The organism is Ruegeria sp. CE8 (assembly GCF_056537465.1).
The window spans coordinates 95,475-117,125 of the sequence record NZ_JBQFRP010000010.1 but is presented as its reverse complement, the minus strand read 5'-3'; the positions used below and the strand labels follow the sequence as shown (position 1 = coordinate 117,125).

The window sequence follows — 21,651 nt, the reverse complement described above, 5'->3', positions numbered from 1 at the left end:
TTAAACTTAAAGCATTATGGGTTGTTTTTGCGGTCCAGCTCGGACTGTTTCGTGTTCGATGCTTTCTGGTCACGCCTCATCAGAGATAACAGATACACTTCTTCAAGCTTGAAACTTTAAGCTTGAACGTTGTTGAAGTTTCGGCTACATCTGTACATGCTAAATGCACCTTTGGCCAATAAATCGGAGGGTAGGGGTGCGACGCGCCCCGGACAGTCAAATCAAGTGAAGCATGAGAGATATCTCCGCAAAATTCACTCCGGACTCAATTCTCCAAGCGGGACATTTGACCTGCTGTTTAAACTGTGCACCCCCCAAAATACGAGATGTGCCGGGAGGCAAAAAGACTAAAGCCTTCTTGACATTGCCGGGATCGGGCGGACGCTGACACCGCTCACCTTCAGAGCAAGCCAAACAATAAACTGGGAGATCATCATGTCACTAAAACCGTTGCTTGCAGCAATATGCACAGCCGCTCTGACCACCGGAGCTCAGGCAGAGGGCCTGAAAGTCGGGATGATAACAACCTTGTCGGGTGGCGGAGCCGGACTGGGGATTGATGTGCGCGACGGGTTTGTTCTGGCTGTCGAGCAATCCGGCCGGGACGACATTGAGGTCGTCATTGAAGACGACCAGCGTAAACCGGACATCGCGGTTCAGCTTGCGGACAAACTGATCCAATCCGAGAAGGTCGACGTTCTAACGGGCATCATCTGGTCCAACCTTGCAATGGCCGTGGTGCCCGGAGCGGTGGCGCAGGGCAAATTCTATCTTTCGCCCAACGCCGGTCCTTCGCCTCTTGCCGGGCGCGGATGTCACCAGAACTATTTCAATGTTGCGTGGCAGAATGACAATCTGCACGAGGCGGCCGGCGCCCATGCAAACTCGACGGGTTACGAAAAAACCTTCATCCTTGCGCCGAATTACCCTGCCGGGAAAGACGCGCTTGCGGGCTTCAAGCGTTTTTACGAAGGTGACGTGGCCGGCGAAATCTACACCAAGCTGGGCCAGACCGACTATGCCAGCGAGATCGCCCAGATCCGCGCATCGGACGCGGACAGTGTGTTCTTTTTCCTTCCGGGGGGAATGGGGATTTCGTTCCTGAAGCAATACGCGGACAGTGGCGTCGACCTGCCGGTTGTCGGCCCCGCGTTCAGCTTTGATCAGGGAATTCTGCAGGCCGTGGGTGATGCCGCTCTGGGTGTTCACAACACGTCGCAGTGGTCGAAAGACATTGATAACCCGACCAACGCAGCGTTTGTCGAGAGCTTTCAGGCCAAATACGGCAGGCTGCCTTCGCTTTATGCCAGCCAAGGCTTTGATACCGCGAACCTGTTGATGTCAGCGATGGACTCGGCCGATGTCACCGATCAAGACGCGTTCCGGGAAGCACTGAAAGCGGCCAACTTCTCCTCTACCCGTGGCGACTTTGAGTTTGGCCCCAACCATCACCCGATTCAGGACATCTATGTCCGCGAGGTGATCAAGGAAGGCGATGTCTACACCAACCGCATCATTTCGGTTGCTCTTGAAGATCGCGGCGACGCCTACGCCGCCGAATGCCAGATGTAAATTGCCCTAAACCCGCCCGTTCGAAAAGACGGGCGGGTTTGTGCTGAAACAGGGGTAAATATGTCCTGGATTCTTTTGGTGGAACAAACGCTTAACGGTTTACAGTTCGGCGTTATGTTGTTCCTTATGGCCGCTGGCTTGACACTGATCTTCGGGGTCATGGGGTTGATCAACCTCGTCCACGGATCGCTTTACATGATCGGGGCTTTTGCCGCCGCAGCGGTTGCGGCCGCGACCGGTTCGTTTCTGCTCGCACTCATGGCAAGTCTGGCTGCCGCTGCCGCCGCCGGGATCGTGGTCGAAACCACCGTCATCCGCAGGCTTTACGATCGCGATCATCTGGATCAGGTTCTCGCCACGTTTGCGCTGATCCTGATCTTTTCGGAAGGAACACGCTGGGTCTTTGGGTCATTTCCCCTGTTTCTTGACCCGCCCGATTATTTGTCGGGCTCCGTCTCGCTGCCGTTCGGTATCGAATATTCCCGCTATCGTCTCAGCCTTATCGTGGTTGGATTGGCCGTAGCTGCCGGTCTGTTCTGGATGATCGCCAAAACCCGGATTGGTATCCGCATCCGGGCCGGAGAGAACGATCGGGAAATGATCGGTGCTTTGGGGATCGACATTTCCAGTCTCTACACGCTGGTCTTCGCGCTTGGAGCAGCCCTTGCGGGGTTGGCCGGTGCGCTGATCGGCGCAATTCAATCCGTGCAGGTGGGTATGGGCGAACCCGTTCTGATCCTGGCGTTTGTCGTGATCGTGATCGGCGGGATCGGGTCGATCAAAGGCGCATTGATAGGCGCAATTCTGGTTGGCCTTACCGACACATTGGGTGGCTTCCTGCTGCCAAAACTGTTCGCCCTGTTCCTTTCTCCTTCAGCGGCCACTTCGGTTGGATCGTCGCTGGCTTCAATGTCAATTTACATCCTTATGGCGGGCGTCCTTTTGGTTCGGCCCAAAGGGCTGTTTGGAGGGGTATGAAATGAAACGGGAATCCTTGCTGAACAGCGGCCTTCTCATCCTGCTAATTGTGATCCCAACGGCGGCGTGGTTTTCGGATGAACCCTTCCTGATCACGTTGGTCACGCGCGCGGTGATCTTCTCGATTGCGGGCATCGGACTGAATTTCGCACTTGGCTTTGGTGGGCTGGTCAGCTTTGGCCACGCTGCATTCTTTGGTCTCGGCGGCTATGCCATGGGCATTCTGGCTTATCATGCCCAGACCTACACACCGCTGCTGGAATGGCCAGTCTTGGTCGAAGGCACAAACTCGATGATGATCATCTGGGTGGTTGCCACCGTTGTTGGTGCCCTCGCCGCGCTGGCTATCGGCGCATTGAGCCTGCGAACGACGGGTGTTTACTTCATTATGATCACACTCGCCTTCGGGCAAATGCTCTATTATTTCACGATATCCTGGTCTGCATATGGTGGCGAAGACGGCCTTTCGATTTACGTGCGGAACGGGTTCCCCGGTTTGAACACCATGGATCCGATCCAGTTCTTCATCATTTGCTATGTGCTGCTTCTGGTGGTGGTCTACGGCGTATATAGGACCGAAAAATCGCCATTCGGGTTGATGCTGCAGGCGGCGCGGCAAAATGAAGACCGCGTGCAGGCCGTGGGGCAGGTACCTTATCGCCTCTATCTGACAGCCTTCACGATATCCGGTGCGATTACCGGGCTGGCCGGCGCATTGTTCGCCGATCTGAATCGGTTTGTCAGCCCGTCCATGCTTAGTTGGCAGACATCGGGCGAAATCATGATCTTTGTCATCCTCGGGGGGGTCGGTCGAGTATTCGGACCCGTTGCCGGGGCTGCCCTGTTCGTTTTGCTCGAACACAGTCTTGGCGGGCTAAGCGAGTATTGGCACATCTACCTGGGTGCCATCCTGCTTGGCGTCGTGCTGTTTGCCCGGGGCGGGCTGTTCGGACTGATCGCGGGCCGGGAGGTGGCACATGACTGAGCCGGTTCTCGACATACGTGGCCTGACCAAAAGGTTTGGCGGGCTGGTCGCAAGTAAAAACATCAGCCTTGATCTGCGTCCGGGTGAAATTCATGCTTTGATAGGACCAAACGGTGCGGGAAAGTCGACGCTGATCAAGCAAGTTGCCGGAGGGCTGCAGCCGGACGAGGGCAGCGTCTACTTCGATGGGACGGACGTCAGCCCGTTGTCGACGGCCGCACGTGCGAGACTGGGCATGGGGAGAACCTTCCAGATTTCGTCTCTGGCCATGGATTACACCGTTTTGCAAAACGCGGTTCTGGGAGCATTGGGTCATCGTGGCGATGTGTTCCGGTTCTTCAAACCAGTCATGAAAGATAAGGAGCTGGTTCAGGCCGCCGAAAACGCCCTCGAACAGGTCGGTCTGGAGGAGTTTCGCGCCTTCAGAACATCCGACCTGTCTCATGGTCAGCGGCGCCAGCTTGAGGTTGCGGTCGCCCTGACGCTGGAGCCCAAGGCCTTTCTGATGGACGAACCTATGGCCGGGCTTGGGCTGGAAGGCTCTCAACGCCTGATCGGTTTCCTTGACGGCTTACGGAGCAAAGCGCCCATCCTGCTGGTTGAGCATGACATGGATGCCGTCTTCACCTTGGCCGATCGGATCAGCGTGCTGGTTTACGGCGAAATCATTGCATCGGGGTCGGTCGCAGAGATTCGGTCAAATCCAACTATACGCAGTGCCTATCTGGGCGAGGAGGACGCAGTATGAGCCTTTTGAAAATGGCCCATGTGTCCGCCTTTTACGGACCGTCTCAGGCGTTGTTCGATGTCCATCTTTCGGTTGAGGACGGCGAGCTTGTCGCACTGATGGGCCGTAATGGGATGGGGAAGTCGACCACGATCAAGGTCATTTGCCGGTTATTGAAAAACCGCGGAGGCTCGGTCTTGTTCAGTGGCGAGGATATCACTCGGTTGCCCCCCCATAAGGTTGCTCGCATGGGGGTAGGGCTGGTGCCGGAAGGGCGTCGATGCTTCACCGATCTGACGGTCTATGAAAACCTGATCGCCGCCGCGCGACCGGGTGAATGGGATTTCGCCAGGGTCGCCCGGTTGTTTCCCAGACTGAGGGAACGCAAGGATCAGACCGCTGGCACCCTGTCGGGCGGTGAACAGCAAATGCTGGCCATTGGCCGGGCGCTGATGACCAACCCCCGTCTTCTGGTGTTGGATGAGGCGACCGAGGGCCTTGCACCAGTTGTTCGGCAGGAAATCTGGACGGCGATTTCCAAGCTGAAAGCCGAAACCGGAATGGCGATTATCGTTGTGGACAAATCCCTCAAGGAATTGTCCGCGGTTGCCGACAAAGCCGTCATTCTGGAAAAGGGCAGGTCGGTTTGGGTGGGGGACTTTGGTTCGCTCACTCCGGAAATCACTGACAAGTATCTTGGGGTCTGAGCCATGGCTTTTAACTTTCCGCAGAAAATTCTGTTCAGGCACTGTGATCCGGCAGGAATCGTCTTCTACCCGCGGTTTTTCGAAATGATAAATGACTGCGTCGAGGCCTTTTTTGAACAGGAACTGGACTTTCCCTTTGCAGAGATTCACCGGGATGGAGCGGTTCCAACTGCTGAAACCTCGACCAGGTTCTTGGCTCCTTGCAGGATAGGAGAAGAACTGAACATGGAACTGGAGGTCACCAATCTGGGCCGCACGTCCATGGGTCTTGCACTTCGGGCGAAGTGCGACGGCGAAACGAGATTCGAGACCAATTCGACCCTGGTATTCGTAAACGAGCAGGGACGACCGCAACCGTGGCCTGATCGGGTTCGCCACAGGATCGATCATTTCCTGAACCGGTAAGGCAAACACACTGCCACGCATATTCAAAGAACAGAGTTGAGTTATGACCGACGCATTTATCTGTGACGCACAACGCACCCCGATCGGCCGGTATGGCGGCGCGCTGGCGCAGGTGCGCACCGATGATCTGGCGGCGATTCCGATCGCATCTTTGGTTGAGAGGAATCCACAGGTGGATTGGGCCGCGTTGGATGACGTAATTCTTGGGGACGCGAACCAGGCGGGTGAAAGCAACCGCAACGTAGCGCGAATGGCGGCGCTCTTGGCCGGGTTGCCGGTGGAGGTGCCGGGCACTACGATCAACCGGCTTTGTGCATCAGGCATGGACGCGGTGGGCATGGCTGCCCGTGCAATTCGGTCCGGTGACTATGATCTGGCAATTGCAGGGGGCGTGGAAAGCATGTCCCGCGCGCCGTTTGTGATGCCTAAGGCCAGCAGCGCCTTTTCACGAGCCAATGCGGTTTATGACACGACCATCGGCTGGCGCTTTGTAAACCCGGTGATGGAAGACATGTACGGCACCGACTCGATGCCGCAGACGGCCGACAACGTGGCCGAGCACTATGGTATCAACCGCGCCGATCAGGATGCTTTTGCTGCCCGCAGCCAAGCCCGCTGGTCCGCTGCGCAGAACAGCGGGTTTTTCCGGGACGAGATCACCAAGGTCACGATTCCGCAACGCAAAGGTGAGCCGATTATCGTGGAAGAGGACGAACATCCCCGGCCGGGAACTAGTGTGGAAAAGCTGTCCGGTCTGCGCGGCATAAACGGGCCTGACAAAACGGTTACCGCGGGCAATGCCTCGGGCGTCAACGACGGGGCCGCCGCCATCTTGCTGGCAAACGAGACCGCTGCTAACCGCAATGGCCTGACGCCGCTGGCACGCGTCGTGGGTATGTCAGTTGCGGGTGTGGAACCGCGCCTTATGGGCATTGGCCCTGTACCCGCGACGCGCAAGGTACTTGCACGCGCCGGGCTGCGCATTGATCAGATGGATGTTATGGAGCTGAACGAGGCATTTGCCGCTCAGGGGTTGGCGTCTCTGCGCGAACTTGGCGTGCCCGACGATGCGCCACACGTGAATCCCAATGGCGGCGCAATCGCTCTGGGACATCCTCTGGGTATGTCTGGCGCGCGACTGGTGATGACCGCCGCCTATCAACTCCGCCGAACGGGTGGGCGATACGCGCTGTGTTCTATGTGTGTCGGTGTCGGGCAGGGAGCTGCAATCATCATAGAGCGCGTGTAGCACCGGCGGTATTCCGTCTGACCAGCCGTTTTGAAAGTTCACTTTGAACTCTGTTATGATTTCCAGTCCCTGTTTCCTGTATGAGGCCGCGGATCTACCGGGTCTCGCTTGGCGCGTGGCCGAACCGTGCGCGGAAGTCCCGAGAAAAGCGACCCAAATGGCTATAACCGCAGTCATAGGCGATTTCAGACACACTCGCGCGGTTCTGACGCCGCAGAAGATGAAACCGCGCCTTGTCCAAACGAACGTCGCGCAAAAACTGGATCGGGGTCATGTCCAAACTCTCGCGAAACGCCGTTTGCAGCGTGCGGTGATGCACCCCTGCGGCACATGCAATATCGTACAACCCGATGTTGTCGTGGGCATTTTCATGGATAAAGGCAATGGCGCGGCGCACATGCGCGGCAGAGCAGGGCGGCACCACCGCATTCATGAGGTGATAGATATTGCTGCGCTGGTTTTTCAGCAAGGTGACCGCAATCTGCCGCTCTAGCGTGAGCAGGTTGAGATCCTGCGCGATCGGTCGCACGCGTCCCGTATCAAAGGCCCGTGCCGCAATAAGAGACATGGCTCTGATACGCTGACCGGCCTTTTCCGAAAGCACCACTTTCGGGTCAAAACGCACAGGTCCGGGAAGCTCTGCGCCGATTTCCTCGGTTGCGACGCGCGAAAGGTAATCCGCGTCGATCTGAACCATCAGCTTGCGGCAGTCACCCTTCCATACCATCCGCGACGGCCTGTCGGGGTTGAGCAACGTGCCGCAGCTGGCGCTCGCCTCAACCTCTTCGCCGCGATGTTCAATCCGGGCGCTGCCGGCCATCGGCAGTTGCAGCAGATAGAAATCCTTTAGTTCTCCGGGGTTGATCGCGACGTCGGCCCCATACCCAAGAACGTTAAGCGAGACCTGAGCGCCGCGAACATGGTGATGCACGACCGTGACTTCACCATCTGAGAAAAGCTCGAGCCGATGATCGCAATAGCGCTGCGTTACGGCTGCCCGCGCTTCGTCCAGCCTACGTGTGCGCAGAACATTAAAGTTCTCAAGCAATGTGCCCTGATGCCCCATGAAAAAAAACTACCCGATGGGAAAACTATTTCAAGCCTGAACCTTTTTGACTCGCAAAGTGGATAATGCCTCGGACCGGGTTCGGTGCAGAGTATTCCTGCAACAACAGCGAGGAAACAACATGGACCTGGGCATCACTCAAAGCGACGGTCATGTCGGCGACAGGGCCTGGAACGTTGTCGGACATATTTACACCCCGAAACTGCACAGCCCGAATGCATTTATCTGGCACGCGCAGATCCCGGACGGCACCTTTGTCCCGCCCCATATCCACCCGACGCAGGATGAATGGATATATATGCTGACCGGAAATCTGGAGGTCGAGTTTGGCCATGATGAAGGCAAAGTAACAACGCATCCGGCCAGTGCCGGTGATCTCGTGCGGATGCCGATGGGCAAGTCGCATGGCATCTTCAACCGCTCTGGGGCGGAGGCGACATGTGTCTTTGGCGTTGCGCCGGCTCGCAAGCTCTTTGACCTTTTTGGTCAGCTGGACGGCGTGACAGACCCCGACGAACTGGTGCGCCTGTCGGCCCTGCACGAGGTCGACTTCCTGCCGCCGCCTCCGGGCGCGGGTTAAGGGGGTTCAGACATGGCCAAACGCAAAAAAGTAGCGGTCATCGGGGGTGGGGTCTCGGGCCTTGCGGCCGCCAAGGCCTTTGACGAACGCGGCCACAGCGTCGTCGGTTTTGAACGAAGCCACGATTTTGGCGGTGTATGGGAGCTCAGCCGGTCTTACCCGGATGTGCAGACCCAATCCCCCAAGGATCTATATTGTTATACCGATCACCCGATGCCGGATGAATATCCGGAATGGCCCAAGGGTCCTCAGGTGCACGCCTATCTGCATTCCTATGCAGACAAGCACAATCTGCAGCGGCTCTTCCGGCTCAACACCAATGTGGTTTCCATGGATCGGCGCTCGGACGGGGAACCCGGTTGGACCCTGACGCTGGACTCCGGCGGCCAGCGCTGGACCGAGGATTTCGATTTCGTGGCCATCGGCACCGGACAATTCTCGGACAAGAATATCATTACCCATCCCGGTCAGGAGTCCTTTGAAGCGGCCGGTGGGCAGGTCATGCATTCGTCCGAATACACGGACCCTTCGGTGGTCAAAGGCAAACGCGTAGTGGTGCTGGGCGGGTCCAAGTCCGCCACGGATATTGCGGTCAATGCCGTCAAGAACGGCGCGCGTTCTGTCCATTGGGTCTATCGTGAACGGATGTGGCGCATTCCCTATTTCGTGGGCGGCATCAACTTCAAACGGCTGCTCTACATGCGGGCGCAGGAACAGCAGTTCAATTCTTGGGGCAGGACCGGCCTGCAACGCACAATCGCGACCCTTTTCAAGCCGTTGGTCTGGGCGAACTTCCGTGGGCTGGAGACCTTGCTCAAATTACAACTCGGGCTGAAAAAGCATAACCTTGTACCCAAAGTCCCGATTGAGAAGGATATCTCCTGTTCAGTACCTATTGTGACCCCGGGATTGTTTGAAGCGTTGAACGACGGAACGCTAAAGAACATCGAAGGCACTTATGACCGGTACGACGGCAAGACCATTTACATGAGCACCGGAGAAAAGGTTGAGGCCGACGTCTCGATCCTTGCCGTGGGTTGGAAGATGGGCGTTCCGTACTTGCCGCAAGAATATCAGGATAAGCTGATTGAATCCGATGGCCAGTACCGGACCTATCGTCTGTCGGTAAATCCCGACCTGCCGGATATGGGATTTGTCGGGTTCAATTCGTCGTTCTGCACCATCCTGTCGGCCGAGATGATCGCGAACTGGCTGGTGCGCTATGCTGATGGTCAACTGGAACAGCAACCGACCGCAGCACAGATGAATGAGAACATCGACATGATGCTGAACTGGAAACGGCATGAGCGCCCTGCGGCTCAGATCTATGGCGGTCAGTGCTCGGCGCCGTTCCATTTTAAGCACCTTGACGAATTGCTTGCGGATATGGGGGCTAAAAAGAACAAACGGTCGAACCCGTTGGCCGAGCAATTCAGCTATCCCAACCACAGGGCGTACAGTGAATACCTCGCCTCCTGCCCGCAGTACCAGGCGGTGTAGCACCTCGGATGCGCCGGCCGCAAAAAAGATCGGCCCGACTTTAGTCGGGCTGACAGAGATTCAATCCGAACCTCGGATATGCAGGACTTTCATGCAGGCGAAGCTCACATAGGTAGTGCGTGAATGGCTGTAGGTGTACTGAGTGCGCAAGTGACCCTTCCTGAAGAATGGGTGAAACGTACATCAAAGTGAAAGACAAATCGGTGTACTTTGTCGAATCTGAGATAATCACGGCAAGCCCCTTGTTTTCATCCCGTCCGAGCGACGGAACAAGCCTTCCCTCAATCTGAACCAAAAGCTTGCGACATAACCCATATTGTTCGAAATCCTCATCCGAAGCGAGTGGCACGGTAAGAACAGTCAGATAGCCTGGCGATTCCGTTATGAAACTTGGGCCTTGGGTATTTGATCAGGCGTAATCTTGCTGGGTGATCCGGAGACATATACCTCCTCAATCGCGCGGTCATCTCCCATCATCTGCAAAACAAACAACTCCTCTGCAAGACTGCCCACACGGTTCATGCGTAAGGCCATGGAGGGCGTGCTGCGCGCATTCAGGACAACAACGTCTGCCTCGGTTCCGGGGTCGAGATTTCCAATTCTATCTTCCAACCCAAGAACGCGCGCATTTCCGAGCGTTGCCCAGTGAAAGGCCTGTAGAGGATGCAGTGCCGACCCTTGCAACTGCAGGATCTTGTAACCCTCGCTCAGGGTTTGCAGCATCGAATAGCTGGTGCCTGCCCCAACATCGGTCGCGATACCGTTCGATATACCTCGCGCTCTCAAACCACTATAATCAAAAAGACCGCTGCCAAGAAACAAGTTTGAGGTCGGACAGAACACGGGATGCGCACCGGTTTCGGCAAGAGCGTCGATCTCGCGTGGTTCCAGATGGATGGAGTGCCCAAGAAACGTTTTTTGCCCCAGCAGACCGTAAGACTGGTAGACATCCAGATAGTCGCGGGCCTGCGGATAAAGTTGCTTGGTAAAGGCGATCTCATCCTTGTTTTCCGACAGATGCGTCTGGATGTGGCAGTCCGGATGTTCCTGCGCCAGCGCTTGCGCCATCGCCATCTGTTCCGGGGTTGACGTGATTGCGAAACGAGGCGTGATGACATAGCCGTTCCGGCCCTTACCGTGCCAATCCGCGATTAAGGCCTTAGTGTCATCGTACCCGGATTGTGGCGTGTCCTGAAGACCTTCGGGCGCATTGCGGTCCATCAGGACCTTGCCACCAAGCATGCGCATGTTGCGTCTTGTCGCTTCGGTAAAGAAGGCGTCCGCCGATGTCTTGTGGACCGAGCAATATGCAACAGCAGTCGTCGTGCCGTGCGTGACGAGCTGATCGAAGAACGCCCGAGCCATAAGTGTGCTGTGCTCTTCCGAAGCAAAGCGGGTCTCTTCCGGAAAGGTGTAGTTGTGGAGCCAATCCAAAAGTTGCGCGCCCCAAGAGGCGATCACCTGTACTTGCGGGAAGTGAATGTGCGTGTCGATGAAACCAGCCATCATCAGATGCGGGCGATGGTCTGTCACTGGTACATTCCCGGCTTTCGCACTGATCTCGGCGAAGGGTCCTGTATCCTGGATGATCCCGTCCTGGATCAGCAAGGCACCGTCTTCGAGATAAGTGTAAGCGTCGAAATCTTCGCCGTTCTGCGGTTCGCGGTGAAAGGTCAGCAGACGACCGCGGAGCAATCTCTGTGTCATGAATAGTCTCGGTTACTTTGAAAGGGAAGGGTGGGGGCAGCCGTGCAGCTGCCCTCGATGGTTCAGGCCTGTTGGGCGGGCGAGTCGTCGTCGATGAGATCCGGCTCATCCGGCACGATGACGCGATGCTCGAGGTCCTCTTTCGGTGCGAGCACCGGGTAAGCATAGAGGAATGCGCCGATGATCCAGTAGCCAACAGTGATCCCGTCAAGCTGAGGCATCTGCAGCGTGTAGGAGTGAATGATTCCAAACGAAGACATCAGTCCGCCCGCGAAAGCAAACGCCGCTGCCATCCGGAATCGACCGTCGATCACGTCGGCCACGATTGCACCCCAGATCAAACCAGTAATGATCGCACCCTGGCTTAAGGCAAGATGACCTTCGTAATGGGCACCTTCCATGAGAAGGGCCGCAGTCAGCCCCTCATCACCCAAAGACGGCAAACCTTCGACACCGGAACTGCGCAGAGCATTCATCAATGAACCCCATTTAACCATCAGGAAGGCCGAGATGTGAGGCAAGATCGCAAAGGACACAGCTGCCATGTGCATCGGCTTCACAGCCCAGGCTGTATTGGTGATTAGGCTCACAGAGACAAAGACCAAAACAGGTGCAGCGGCGGCAATCGGGATCAGGCCGGCAAGAAAGGACAGAAAGCCAAGGAACGCAGCAGCAGCGATAACGACTGCCACACCGACGATGTACCCTGCATGAGCATCCAGCCGCTTATAGGCTGGGTGACCTATGTAAACGGTTGTCGGGAAGGGCGAACCAAAGAGAGCACCCAGCATCGTGCCTGCTCCGTCCGTCACCTGACACAGTCCGACCGGATAATGGTCGCCTGCAGCTTCGGCGGACTCTACGTTGTTCATCGTTTCGATGAAGTTGTAAATCTGCACGGGGATCAGCACCAGGAACAGCTCGGGGTTTGCGAACAGGTACTGCACACCGGCAACGAGGTCACCGAAATACGGGATCGGTGGGTAAAAACCGATGCCGCTTACGTCAATTTTGGACTCACCAAGAAGAATTGCGATCACGGTACCGGCAGCAATTGCAACCAAACCGGCGGGTACATTGCCCGGAAGGCGGAAACGACCGATAAGGCCCCAGAGGATAAACAGCAGTGACGTGAAGCCGATGATTGGGTTTTCGAAGACTTCCGCCAGTGGGACGGCGCCGATGAAGACCAGTGCGATGCCGCAAAGCGTGCCCAGCATCCCGGCGCGCGGCGTGATCCGCTTGAGGTACGGTCCGATCACGGAACCAAGTGCAGCCACGATGCCGCCCATAAATCCGGCGCCAATACCCACTTGCCATGCAAGCATCGGGTCGTTGGTCGCCCAGTAAATGGGTCCGATCACGCCAAACAAGTAGACAAACATTACCGGTGTCGAGATGCCGTAGGGCAAGGCCGTTACGTCTTTGCCTTGAGCGGATGCCGCCCATTTGGCGAGGTACGTGTAGACGGCCACACCGGCCAAAATCGCGATAGCGGCACCGGGAACGATGCGGCCAAAGACGATCTCTGCAGGCATCTGAAACACGAACTGGCAGACCCCGGAAAGGATCAGCAGGTTCACAAGGTTGTCGGTAAACAGCGCCCAGAAAGCGCTGAAGTCGCTGCGGGTAAACAGCTTGTATTCGTAGGTCCTCCCGTCCATGACGGTCTCCTCCTCTGATATGACCGGAATTGCCCGACGGATGTCAGGCCGTTCTCCCTTTCCGGTCGCTATGGTGGCCCTCGGCGGGCGCCTGGTTTGCCCCGGTCAGGGCGGTCGCGGCAGTTTCAGAGGTCAATTCAGCCATCACTTCGGCCACCACAAAGGCGGCGATGACGCTGGGCCGCTTATCGCGGCTACCGCTTGCCCCAATGGGGCAATTCAAGTGTTCGATAGACTGTCCGTCACAGTTTTTGTGCGCCCAGTTTCTGAGCTTTACCCGCTTGGTGGCGGATCCGATCATCCCCACATATGCTGCGTCCTGACGTTCCAGCGCTGCAGACGTCAGCAGGAAGTCGAGCCCATGATCATGGGTCAGAATGATAAAGGCGCTGTCTGCAGGGGCACTCCGGATTTCGGCCTCTGGAATGGCGCTCACTCGGGTTTCGACATTTGCGGTGCAAAGCTCGACTTCGTCAGCGCGTGTATCGACGAGGATGCAGCGTACCGGTAGGTGCTGAAACTGAATTGCCAATGCACGCCCGACATGGCCTGCGCCCATGACGTATACGTGCGGCAGTGCTTGCTCGCGCCGGGCCGCACGTTCTGTTGCGGCCCATTTGTCTGACACTCGCATACGGTTCAGCTGCAACTCGACGCGACCACCACAGCATTGCCCGATTTCAGGGCCAAGCGGTACATCCAAATCCTGGTGCAGCGTACCGTCGCGCAGCATGTCCCGCGCTGCGTTGATGGCCATGAATTCCAATTGCCCACCACCAATGGTTCCCCAAAGTGCCTTTGGAGTCACGAACATTTCTGTCCCCTCATTGCGTGGAGAAGACCCGCGCACACGCGTAAGGGCAACTTGGATCACGCAACGCTGAGCGGACAGAAATTCGTTTAGGGAACCCAGGGCGGTCATGGCTCAGGGACCTTCTTTCAGCCGTGTAACTGCCATCAGCACACGCTCGGGGGTTGCCGGAGCGTCAAGGCGTGGGCATTCTCGGTAGTCGGCAACAGAGGCCACGGCCATCGACAGGGCTTCGAACACCGAGATTCCCAACATGAACGGTGGCTCGCCAACGGCCTTGGACCGTTTGATGGTCAATTCGCGGTTTTCTGACCAATCGGCGAGGTTGACATTGAAGATGCGTGGGCGGTCTGACGCGAGCGGGATTTTGTAAGTCGACGGAGCATGCGTGCGCAGACGACCGGCATCATCCCACCAGAGCTCTTCGGTGGTCAGCCACCCCATGCCCTGAATAAACGCGCCTTCGACCTGACCCTTATCAAGCACCGGGTTCAGCGAACGTCCGACATCGTGCAGCACATCCGTACGTTCTACGCGGTACTCACCTGTCAGGGTGTCAATCGTCACTTCCGAGCACGACGCGCCATAGGCGTAGTAATAGAACGGTCGCCCTTGACCCTTGGCCCTATCCCAGTGGATTTTCGGAGTTTTGTAGAACCCGGCTGCCGACAGTTGCACACGGGCCAGATAGGCCTGCTTGATGAACACTTCGAACGGCAGAACATCTTGGCCGATAAAGACTTGATTGGCGTGAAAAGCCACTTCCTCAGGGGCGACGTTCCAGTTCTCGGCTGCGAATTTCACCAGACGCTCTTTGATCTGTTCGACCGCGTTCAAGGCGGCCATACCATTCAAGTCGGTCCCGCTGGAGGCCGCAGTAGCCGAGGTGTTGGGAACTTTCTCGGTGGTCGTTTTGGTGATCTTGATCCGGCTGAAATCAACCTGGAACGCCTCGGCCACGACCTGCGCGACCTTGGTGTTGAGGCCCTGCCCCATTTCGGTGCCGCCGTGGTTCAGGTGGATCGAGCCGTCATTGTAGACATGAACCAAGGCACCGGCTTGGTTGTACCAGGTCGCGGTGAAGGAAATACCGAATTTGACCGGTGTCAGCGCGATACCTTTTTTCAGGATCGGCGAAGTCTTGTTGAATTCGATGATGTCCTGTCGGCGCTGGCGGTATTCCGAGGTCTCTTCCAGCTCTCCGACCAACCGGTCGAGAATGCTGTCTTCGACCTCTTGGTGGTACGGGGTAATGTTGCGGTCGTCGGCGCCGTAGAAATTGGCCTTTCGCACATCCAGCGGGTCCTGCCCCGTGGCATAAGCGATTTCTTCGATCATCCGTTCTGCCGCGATCACGCCTTGCGGTCCGCCAAACCCGCGAAACGCGGTATTCGAAACCGTATTGGTTTTCATCGGGTGGCTGTTCAGGCGCACGTTTGGATAGAAATAGGCGTTGTCCGCGTGGAAGAGCGCCCGGTCGGTCACAGGGCCCGAAAGATCGGCCGAGAACCCGCACCGCGCAGCAAAGCTGCTTTCGACAGCCCGAATGCGGCCGTCGTCGTCAAAGGCGACATCGTAGTCGATCACGAAGTCATGGCGTTTACCGGTCGCCGTCATATCCTGATCCCGGTCGGGGCGGATTTTCACGGCGCGGTTCCATTTCTTCGCGGCCATAGCAGCAACAGCGCAGAACAGGTTCATCTGACTTTCCTTGCCGCCAAATCCGCCACCCATGCGGCGCACATTGACCACAACGGCGTTGGACGGTACGCCAAGAACATGGGCTACCATATGCTGCGCCTCGGACGGGTGCTGCGTGGAACAATGCACGACCACGTCATCGTCTTCGCCGGGAATGGCAAAAGCGATGTGACCTTCGAGGTACATGTGATCCTGACCGCCAACACTCATCCGGCCTTTGATCCGATTGGGGGCGGCTTCCTGCGCGGGCGCGACATCGCCGCGCTCCAGCTTGAGCGGTGCCGTGACATGCGGGTATCCGGCGTCTTGCGCGGAAATAGGGTCCAGCGCGTGGGGCAGGGTTTCGTACTCGATCTTTGCCAGTTCGGCGGCCCGGCGCGCGATGTCGCGGGTTTCGGCAACTACAGCAAACAAAGGCTGCCCATGAAACTGAATGGCATCGGTTGGGAAAACCGGTTCGTCGTTCAGATGTGTCGGGCTGATATCATTGGCCCCCGGCACATCATCCGCGGTCAACACGCCGACAACGCCGGGCGCGGCCAGAACATCGGTGAAGTCGACGCCCAATAGCTTGGCGTGCGCGACGTCAGAGACGCCGAGATACGCGTGCAGCGTGCCTTCGGGTTGGGCAATGTCGTCGGTGTAATCGGCCCGCCCAGTGACATGCTTGATCGCGCTGTCGTGGTTTACGTTGGTGTGGGCCGCCCCAATGATGGAAACGTTGTCTTTCACTTTGTCGTCTCCTGATTAGGCGCAAGCCAGTTGAACGGGGGTGTCGGTTTTAGCGTCGTATTCGAGGAAGAACCGACGCAGCAGGTTTTGCGCGGTCAGCATCCGGTAGTCGGACGAAGCACGCCAATCGGTCAGAGGAGAGAAATCTCGCGCCAGCGCCACAGCGGCGGCTTCAAAGCTTTCGCGTGCCCAGGGTTGACCGTTCAGCGCCGCCTCGGCAGACGATGCACGCTTGGGCGTGGCAGCCATGCCACCAAATGCGATACGGGCGTTGCTGATGGTGCCGTCCGTGACCGTCATGTGGATGCCGGCCGCCACGGAAGAGATATCCTCGTCGCGGCGCTTGGAAATCTTGTAGGCCGCATCCAGATCGTTAGGCCCGGGCAGAGTGGCACGGATACTTTCAACAAACTCATCAGGCTTGCGATCCTGTTTGCCGTAGTCGATGAAAAACTCCTCGAGAGGCAGGGTCCGGACTTCTGAGCCACGGCGCAGCGTGATGTCCGCGCCGAGCGCGATCAGAACAGGCGGCGTATCCCCGATGGGGGAGCCATTGGCGATGTTCCCGCCAACGGTTCCCATATTCCGCACCTGCCACCCTGCGATGCGATCCCAGTAAGAGGACAGGTGCGGCAAGTGCTCTGACAGGAGTTCCTGGCAATCGGTGTAGCTGGCACCAGCACCGATCAGGAGGAGGGAACCCTGTCTTTCGACGGTTTTCAGGTCCTCGAGGTGACCTGTGAAGATGGCAGGCCCGATGTTACGCAGGAATTTGGTGACCCACAGACCTACATCTGTGGCACCAGCCACGATTGTGGCCTTGGGGTACGTCTGCAGGCACTCGGCAAGGTCATCAACGCTGGATGGGATAATGCTCAGGTTGTTCTCAGGGCCGGACGCAACGCGCCGTCCGTCTTTGAGACCAGCCAGACGTTTGGTCATGAATTCTCGCTCAGTATTCAAGTAGTCCGACGCTGGGGTGCCATAACGGCTGACGGCAACGGCGGCGCGGATGATTGGTTCATATCCGGTGCAGCGGCACAGGTTGCCCTGCAAAGCGGTCTCAACCTGCGCTTCGGTCGGCTCGGGTGTCTGCATCCAAAGGGCGTAAAGCGCCATCACGAACCCCGGTGTGCAGAACCCGCACTGGCTGCCGTGATGCTCGACCATGGCTTGTTGAACGGGGTGCAGGCGACCGTCGGGACCGGACAGGTGTTCGATTGTCACAACATGACAACCATCGACGGAGGCGAGAAACCGAATACAGGCATTCACTGGGACATAGGTCAGGCCGGCGTCGCCAAGCCGTCCGACAAGCACGGTGCACGCGCCGCAGTCGCCCTCGGCGCAGCCTTCCTTTGTACCAGTTAGACGGCGCTCCAGGCGCAGAAAGTCCAAAAGCGTTTGGTCTGCTGATACGTTTGGGACGGACACATCCTTGCCATTGAGGATAAACTGGATGTTGGTGCGATGCGTCATGGAATTCTCCCTCTGCCCCTGCCTTCCGGCGGGTGATCGGAAGGACCATAAAAGCAAAGATTGGGTCGGAAAATCGCCGCAAATGGCAAATACTTTCAACAGAACGTTGAAAAAGAATTGATCGTAACGCACTCTCTCACCACTGGGAGGATCAAATGTCGTACATTGAAAGTCTGCGTGTCTTTGTCAGAGTGATGGAGTTGGGCAGCATTACGTCCGGTGGGCGCGACCTTCGGTTGACTCCGGCGGTGGCCAGCAAGCGCTTGAAAGAGTTGGAGAACCATTTGGGCGTGCGGCTGTTCAACAGAACAACCCGGTCAATGACGCCGACCGAAGTTGGAACAATTTTTTACGATGAGGCCAAGGCCGTTCTGCTGGCATTGGATCACGCCGAGGCGCGTGTCGCCAGCTTTTCAGATGCTCCCCGTGGCGCCATTCGCATCACTGCACCGCTGGGCGTCGGGCGGAGAATCGTTGCGCCATTGGTCCCGGAGTTTTCGGATCGCTACCCTGAGACAGAGATTCGTATGCGTTTGTCCGACCGGAAGGTGGACATTCTAGCGGACGGGCTGGACATCGCATTCTTTATTGGAGAACCCGGCGACTCCACAATGAAATTGCGGAAGTTCGCGGATTGCGATCGGGTCCTGTGCGCGTCGCCGGATTACCTATCGCAATTTGGTGTGCCTAAGACACCAGATGACTTGTTGCACACACCGCACAACTGCTTGTTGCTGCGCTATCCCAGATCTCCTGAGTATTTCTGGACGCTCAAGACCGACATGGGCCCGCGGAAACTTGAAGTGCGTGGAAGATACGATGCGGATGACGGTGACGTGCTGACCGACTGGGCTTTGGCGGGCAGGGGGATCGTTAATAAGCCGCGCTTTGATGTGCGCGAATACCTAAACGATGGTCGATTGGTCGAGTTACTACCCCAAACGCCACCATTACCAACGATTTTCGGGTGTCTCTATCCACATAAGAAACTTCAAGACCCCAAAGTGCGCCTGTTTGTTGAACATATCGCGCAGCACAGCAAACGCTATTTCGCGTAGCGCAAAAAACAGAAAAACCGGGCGTCGCGACCCGGTTTGCAATCTTCGATTTAGTGAGCGCCGGCATTTACTGGTCTCTGACTTCACGCACCCATGCAATGATGGTTTGGCGCGCTTCGTCATCCATTTGCACCGCAGATGGGGGCGGCATCGCATGGCTGATCCCTGCCTGCAGATAAATCTGGTCGGCCTGACGGGCAACGTCGCCGGGTGTTTCAAGGTACACCTTCTTGGGGGCCCATTTAATGGTGCCATAAACCGGCTCGCGTGCATGGCACATGGAACAGTTGCCGATAACCGTGTCGTACGCTTCTTCGAAACCAGCGGCTGACGCATATTTTTCCTCATACGGTGTAAGTGCCCGCGCTTCCGCATCTTCCCAGGTCTCCGTGGGCCTCACCGAAGAAAGCCAAGCGATCACAACCATGAGAATGACTGTCACTGCCCAAGTCCAGTGCGGGCCGGTTCCGGTTGCGTGCATCGTGTTGAAGTAGTGACGGATAGTGACACCAGTCAGAAAGATCAGGCTGGCGATAATCCAGGAATACTCGGTGCCGAAGGCCAGCGGATAGTGGTTTGACAGCATCAGGAACACGACCGGCAAAGTCAGATAGTTGTTGTGCGTAGAACGCACCTTGGCGATCTTGCCGTACTTGGCGTCTGGCGTGCGACCAGCCTTGAGGTCTTCGACCACAATACGCTGGTTTGGCATGATCTGAAAGAACACGTTGGCGGTCATGATCGTCGCGGTGAACGCACCAAGATGCAAAAGCGCGGCACGACCGGTGAATATCTGGTTATAGCCCCAGGACATGATCACAAGGATCACGAACAGCAATAGCATCAGTACGGTCGGGTGGTCGCTCAGCTTGGATTTACACATCTGATCGTACAGCAGCCAACCAATGGTTAGTGATCCGCCGGAGATCAGGATACCCTGCCACAGCGCCAAATCCACTTTGGTTGGATCAAGTAAGAACAACTCGCCGCCGACCCAGTAAATGATCATCAGCAGAGCCGCACCGGACAGCCAGGTCGTATAGCTTTGCCATTTGTGCCAGGTCAGGTGTTCAGGCATCCGCGCAGGTGCCACCAGGTATTTGACGGTATGATAGAACCCGCCCCCATGCACTTCCCACTCTTCGCCGTAGGCCCCATCCGGCAGGGCGGGGTTCGGCTTAAGCATGAGATCGAGTGCGATAAAATAGAATGACGCTCCAATCCACGCCATTGCGGTGATCACATGCAGCCAGCGGACGGAAAAGGCGATCCACTCCCACATTACGGCCAGGTCATACATGGCATTGCTCCTAAGATTCTTTAGTTCCGGTCACTCTATGCGAGACAGTTTTGTTCTGGTATTGCTGGTAAAGACCAAGCAGTATCAAAAAATGCAAAAAAATGTCCTATCTTGACAACATTCGCACTTTTGTCCGTGTCTACGAATTGGGCAGCATGTCTGCCGCAGGCCGTGATCTGAGGGTTTCACCGGCCGTGACCTCGGCACGAATTTCACAACTGGAAGAGCATCTCGGTGTGCGGTTGTTTCAACGCACTACGCGCAGTCTTACGCCCACCGAGCAAGGAAAATCTTTCTATCGGGGGGCGGCAGAGATACTTGAAGCGGTTGATCGCGCTGAAGCTCAGATCGTCAACATTACAGAGAACCTGAAAGGTTCACTTTATGTCGCAGCGCCTTTGGGTGTTGGGCGACGATTGATTGCGCCGCAGGTGCCAAAGTTCCTGGCCGAATACCCGGAGGTGAATGTTAGGCTAAGGTTGACGGATCGAAAGGTGGACCTGACCACTGAGGGACTGGACCTGGCGTTTTTCCTCGGTCAGCCAGAGGACAGCAACTTGCGTATTCGCAAGATTGCTGATGTCGAAAGAGTGCTTTGCGCATCTCCGAAATATATCAAAAAACGTGGGATGCCTGAGAGCGGCGATGACATTATCGCTGATCAGCATGAGTGTCTCAGTTTGCGGTTTCCGGGTGCGACCGAATTTCAGTGGCTCTTGAGAACTGATGCGGGACCAAAACGTTTCCGAGTCTCTGGGCGTTATGAGTCAGATGACGGCGATGTGTTGACGGATTGGGCGCTGGGCGGCCATGGCATTGCACTGAAACCGATTTTTGAGATTGCTCAGCATCTTAAGGCCGGAAATCTGGTCCCGGTTGCAGAAAAAACGCCGCCGGAACCGATTCAAATGGCTTGTCTGTTTACGCACCGCCGTATGCAGGATCCTAAAACGCGGCTGTTCATGGAGTTTATAATAGACCGCATCGGATCTTCAATTGCCGCGACAAATACGTTTCGGTAAGTCGCTCAGCTTCCACGATAGGTCGAGTAACCGAAGGGCGAAAGAAGCAACGGCACATGATAATGTGAGTGTTCGGACATGCCAAAGCGGATCGGTATCACGTCCAGAAAACGTGGGTCCTCAGGAGGGGTGCCTGAGGCATCAAGGTAATCTCCGGCATAGAAGATCAGTTCGTATTCGCCTGTTGAAAACTCTGCCTCGGGCAAAATCTGTTCGTCGGTCCTGCCATCGTCATTAGTGACCAGAGCTTTCAGCAAAGTGCGTTCTGCGCCATCGATGCGAAACAGCTCGATTTTCAATCCTTCGGCGGGGCACCCCCGCGCCGTATCCAAAACATGTGTCGTAAGGTAACCGGTCATGTGCGTTACTCCTCAAGTTACACGGTAACTAATCTGTTTTCGTCGCAGG

At 56.7% G+C, this 21,651-nt stretch carries 19 protein-coding genes; 11 read left to right on the top strand and 8 right to left on the bottom strand.

Annotated features, from left to right (window positions below):
* Positions 1-435: 435 nt before the first annotated feature.
* Genes ACR0AA_RS16295 through pcaF form a run of 7 tightly spaced genes read left to right on the top strand, consistent with a single transcriptional unit; the run spans position 436 to position 6,623 of the window.
* Entirely contained in the window at positions 436-1,572 is a 1,137-nt protein-coding gene (locus tag ACR0AA_RS16295) for an ABC transporter substrate-binding protein (protein ID WP_480663684.1), read from the top strand.
* 60 nt (positions 1,573-1,632) lie between these two features.
* Positions 1,633-2,550: a branched-chain amino acid ABC transporter permease gene (locus ACR0AA_RS16290; RefSeq protein ID WP_480663686.1), complete on the top strand. Its 918-nt coding sequence runs from the start codon at positions 1,633-1,635 to the stop codon at positions 2,548-2,550.
* Position 2,551: 1 nt separating this feature from the next.
* Positions 2,552-3,535, top strand: coding sequence for a branched-chain amino acid ABC transporter permease (locus tag ACR0AA_RS16285; RefSeq protein WP_480663689.1), 984 nt, complete (start codon positions 2,552-2,554; stop codon positions 3,533-3,535).
* Entirely contained in the window at positions 3,528-4,283 is a 756-nt protein-coding gene (locus tag ACR0AA_RS16280) for an ABC transporter ATP-binding protein (protein ID WP_480756449.1), read from the top strand. Before ACR0AA_RS16285 ends, ACR0AA_RS16280 begins: the two co-directional genes overlap by 8 nt.
* Positions 4,280-4,969 (top strand): ABC transporter ATP-binding protein, encoded by a 690-nt coding sequence (locus tag ACR0AA_RS16275; protein ID WP_480663693.1) that lies wholly within the window; start codon positions 4,280-4,282, stop codon positions 4,967-4,969. The genes ACR0AA_RS16280 and ACR0AA_RS16275 overlap by 4 nt, the downstream gene beginning before the upstream one ends.
* Before the next feature lie 3 nt (positions 4,970-4,972).
* Complete coding sequence (locus ACR0AA_RS16270) at positions 4,973-5,374, top strand: acyl-CoA thioesterase (RefSeq protein WP_480663695.1); 402 nt, start codon at positions 4,973-4,975, stop codon at positions 5,372-5,374.
* Between the two features lie 43 nt (positions 5,375-5,417).
* Positions 5,418-6,623 (top strand): 3-oxoadipyl-CoA thiolase, encoded by a 1,206-nt coding sequence (pcaF, locus tag ACR0AA_RS16265; RefSeq protein WP_480663697.1) that lies wholly within the window; start codon positions 5,418-5,420, stop codon positions 6,621-6,623.
* Between the two features lie 94 nt (positions 6,624-6,717).
* On the opposite strand, the gene ACR0AA_RS16260 is transcribed toward pcaF, so the two are convergent.
* The gene (locus ACR0AA_RS16260; RefSeq protein ID WP_480756448.1) at positions 6,718-7,689 is read right to left on the bottom strand and encodes an AraC family transcriptional regulator; all 972 of its coding nucleotides are present in this window, start codon (positions 7,687-7,689) and stop codon (positions 6,718-6,720) included.
* A 121-nt stretch (positions 7,690-7,810) separates the two neighbouring features.
* On the opposite strand from ACR0AA_RS16260, the gene ACR0AA_RS16255 reads away from it, so the two are divergent.
* Both ACR0AA_RS16255 and ACR0AA_RS16250 read left to right on the top strand, forming a co-directional pair.
* Entirely contained in the window at positions 7,811-8,269 is a 459-nt protein-coding gene (locus ACR0AA_RS16255) for a cupin domain-containing protein (protein ID WP_480756447.1), read from the top strand.
* A gap of 12 nt (positions 8,270-8,281) precedes the next feature.
* On the top strand, positions 8,282-9,769 hold the full coding sequence (locus ACR0AA_RS16250; RefSeq protein ID WP_480756446.1) for a flavin-containing monooxygenase: 1,488 nt from the start codon (positions 8,282-8,284) through the stop codon (positions 9,767-9,769).
* A gap of 381 nt (positions 9,770-10,150) precedes the next feature.
* Here the strand turns inward: ACR0AA_RS16250 and guaD are convergent, their stop codons facing one another.
* From guaD to xdhA, 5 genes are all read right to left on the bottom strand, one after another.
* A complete protein-coding gene (guaD, locus tag ACR0AA_RS16245; RefSeq protein WP_480663705.1) occupies positions 10,151-11,476 on the bottom strand; it encodes a guanine deaminase in 1,326 nt (441 codons plus the stop codon).
* Positions 11,477-11,538: 62 nt separating this feature from the next.
* Positions 11,539-13,140: a xanthine/uracil/vitamin C permease gene (locus tag ACR0AA_RS16240; RefSeq protein ID WP_480663707.1), complete on the bottom strand. Its 1,602-nt coding sequence runs from the start codon at positions 13,138-13,140 to the stop codon at positions 11,539-11,541.
* Between the two features lie 43 nt (positions 13,141-13,183).
* A complete protein-coding gene (gene xdhC, locus ACR0AA_RS16235; protein WP_480663709.1) occupies positions 13,184-14,062 on the bottom strand; it encodes a xanthine dehydrogenase accessory protein XdhC in 879 nt (292 codons plus the stop codon).
* A gap of 3 nt (positions 14,063-14,065) precedes the next feature.
* Positions 14,066-16,384: a xanthine dehydrogenase molybdopterin binding subunit gene (gene xdhB, locus ACR0AA_RS16230; protein WP_480663711.1), complete on the bottom strand. Its 2,319-nt coding sequence runs from the start codon at positions 16,382-16,384 to the stop codon at positions 14,066-14,068.
* 15 nt (positions 16,385-16,399) lie between these two features.
* The gene (gene xdhA / locus ACR0AA_RS16225; RefSeq protein WP_480663713.1) at positions 16,400-17,863 is read right to left on the bottom strand and encodes a xanthine dehydrogenase small subunit; all 1,464 of its coding nucleotides are present in this window, start codon (positions 17,861-17,863) and stop codon (positions 16,400-16,402) included.
* 155 nt (positions 17,864-18,018) lie between these two features.
* On the opposite strand from xdhA, the gene ACR0AA_RS16220 reads away from it, so the two are divergent.
* Positions 18,019-18,921 (top strand): LysR family transcriptional regulator, encoded by a 903-nt coding sequence (locus tag ACR0AA_RS16220; RefSeq protein ID WP_480663715.1) that lies wholly within the window; start codon positions 18,019-18,021, stop codon positions 18,919-18,921.
* Positions 18,922-18,988: 67 nt separating this feature from the next.
* Here the strand turns inward: ACR0AA_RS16220 and ACR0AA_RS16215 are convergent, their stop codons facing one another.
* Positions 18,989-20,221: a urate hydroxylase PuuD gene (locus ACR0AA_RS16215; protein ID WP_480756445.1), complete on the bottom strand. Its 1,233-nt coding sequence runs from the start codon at positions 20,219-20,221 to the stop codon at positions 18,989-18,991.
* A gap of 101 nt (positions 20,222-20,322) precedes the next feature.
* Between ACR0AA_RS16215 and ACR0AA_RS16210 the strand changes: the two genes are divergently transcribed.
* Complete coding sequence (locus tag ACR0AA_RS16210) at positions 20,323-21,243, top strand: LysR family transcriptional regulator (protein ID WP_480663719.1); 921 nt, start codon at positions 20,323-20,325, stop codon at positions 21,241-21,243.
* 5 nt (positions 21,244-21,248) lie between these two features.
* Here the strand turns inward: ACR0AA_RS16210 and uraH are convergent, their stop codons facing one another.
* Positions 21,249-21,602 carry a hydroxyisourate hydrolase gene (gene uraH / locus ACR0AA_RS16205; RefSeq protein ID WP_480663721.1) on the bottom strand — a complete coding sequence of 118 codons (354 nt, stop codon included), beginning with the start codon at positions 21,600-21,602 and terminating at the stop codon, positions 21,249-21,251.
* Between the last annotated feature and the right edge of the window lie 49 nt (positions 21,603-21,651).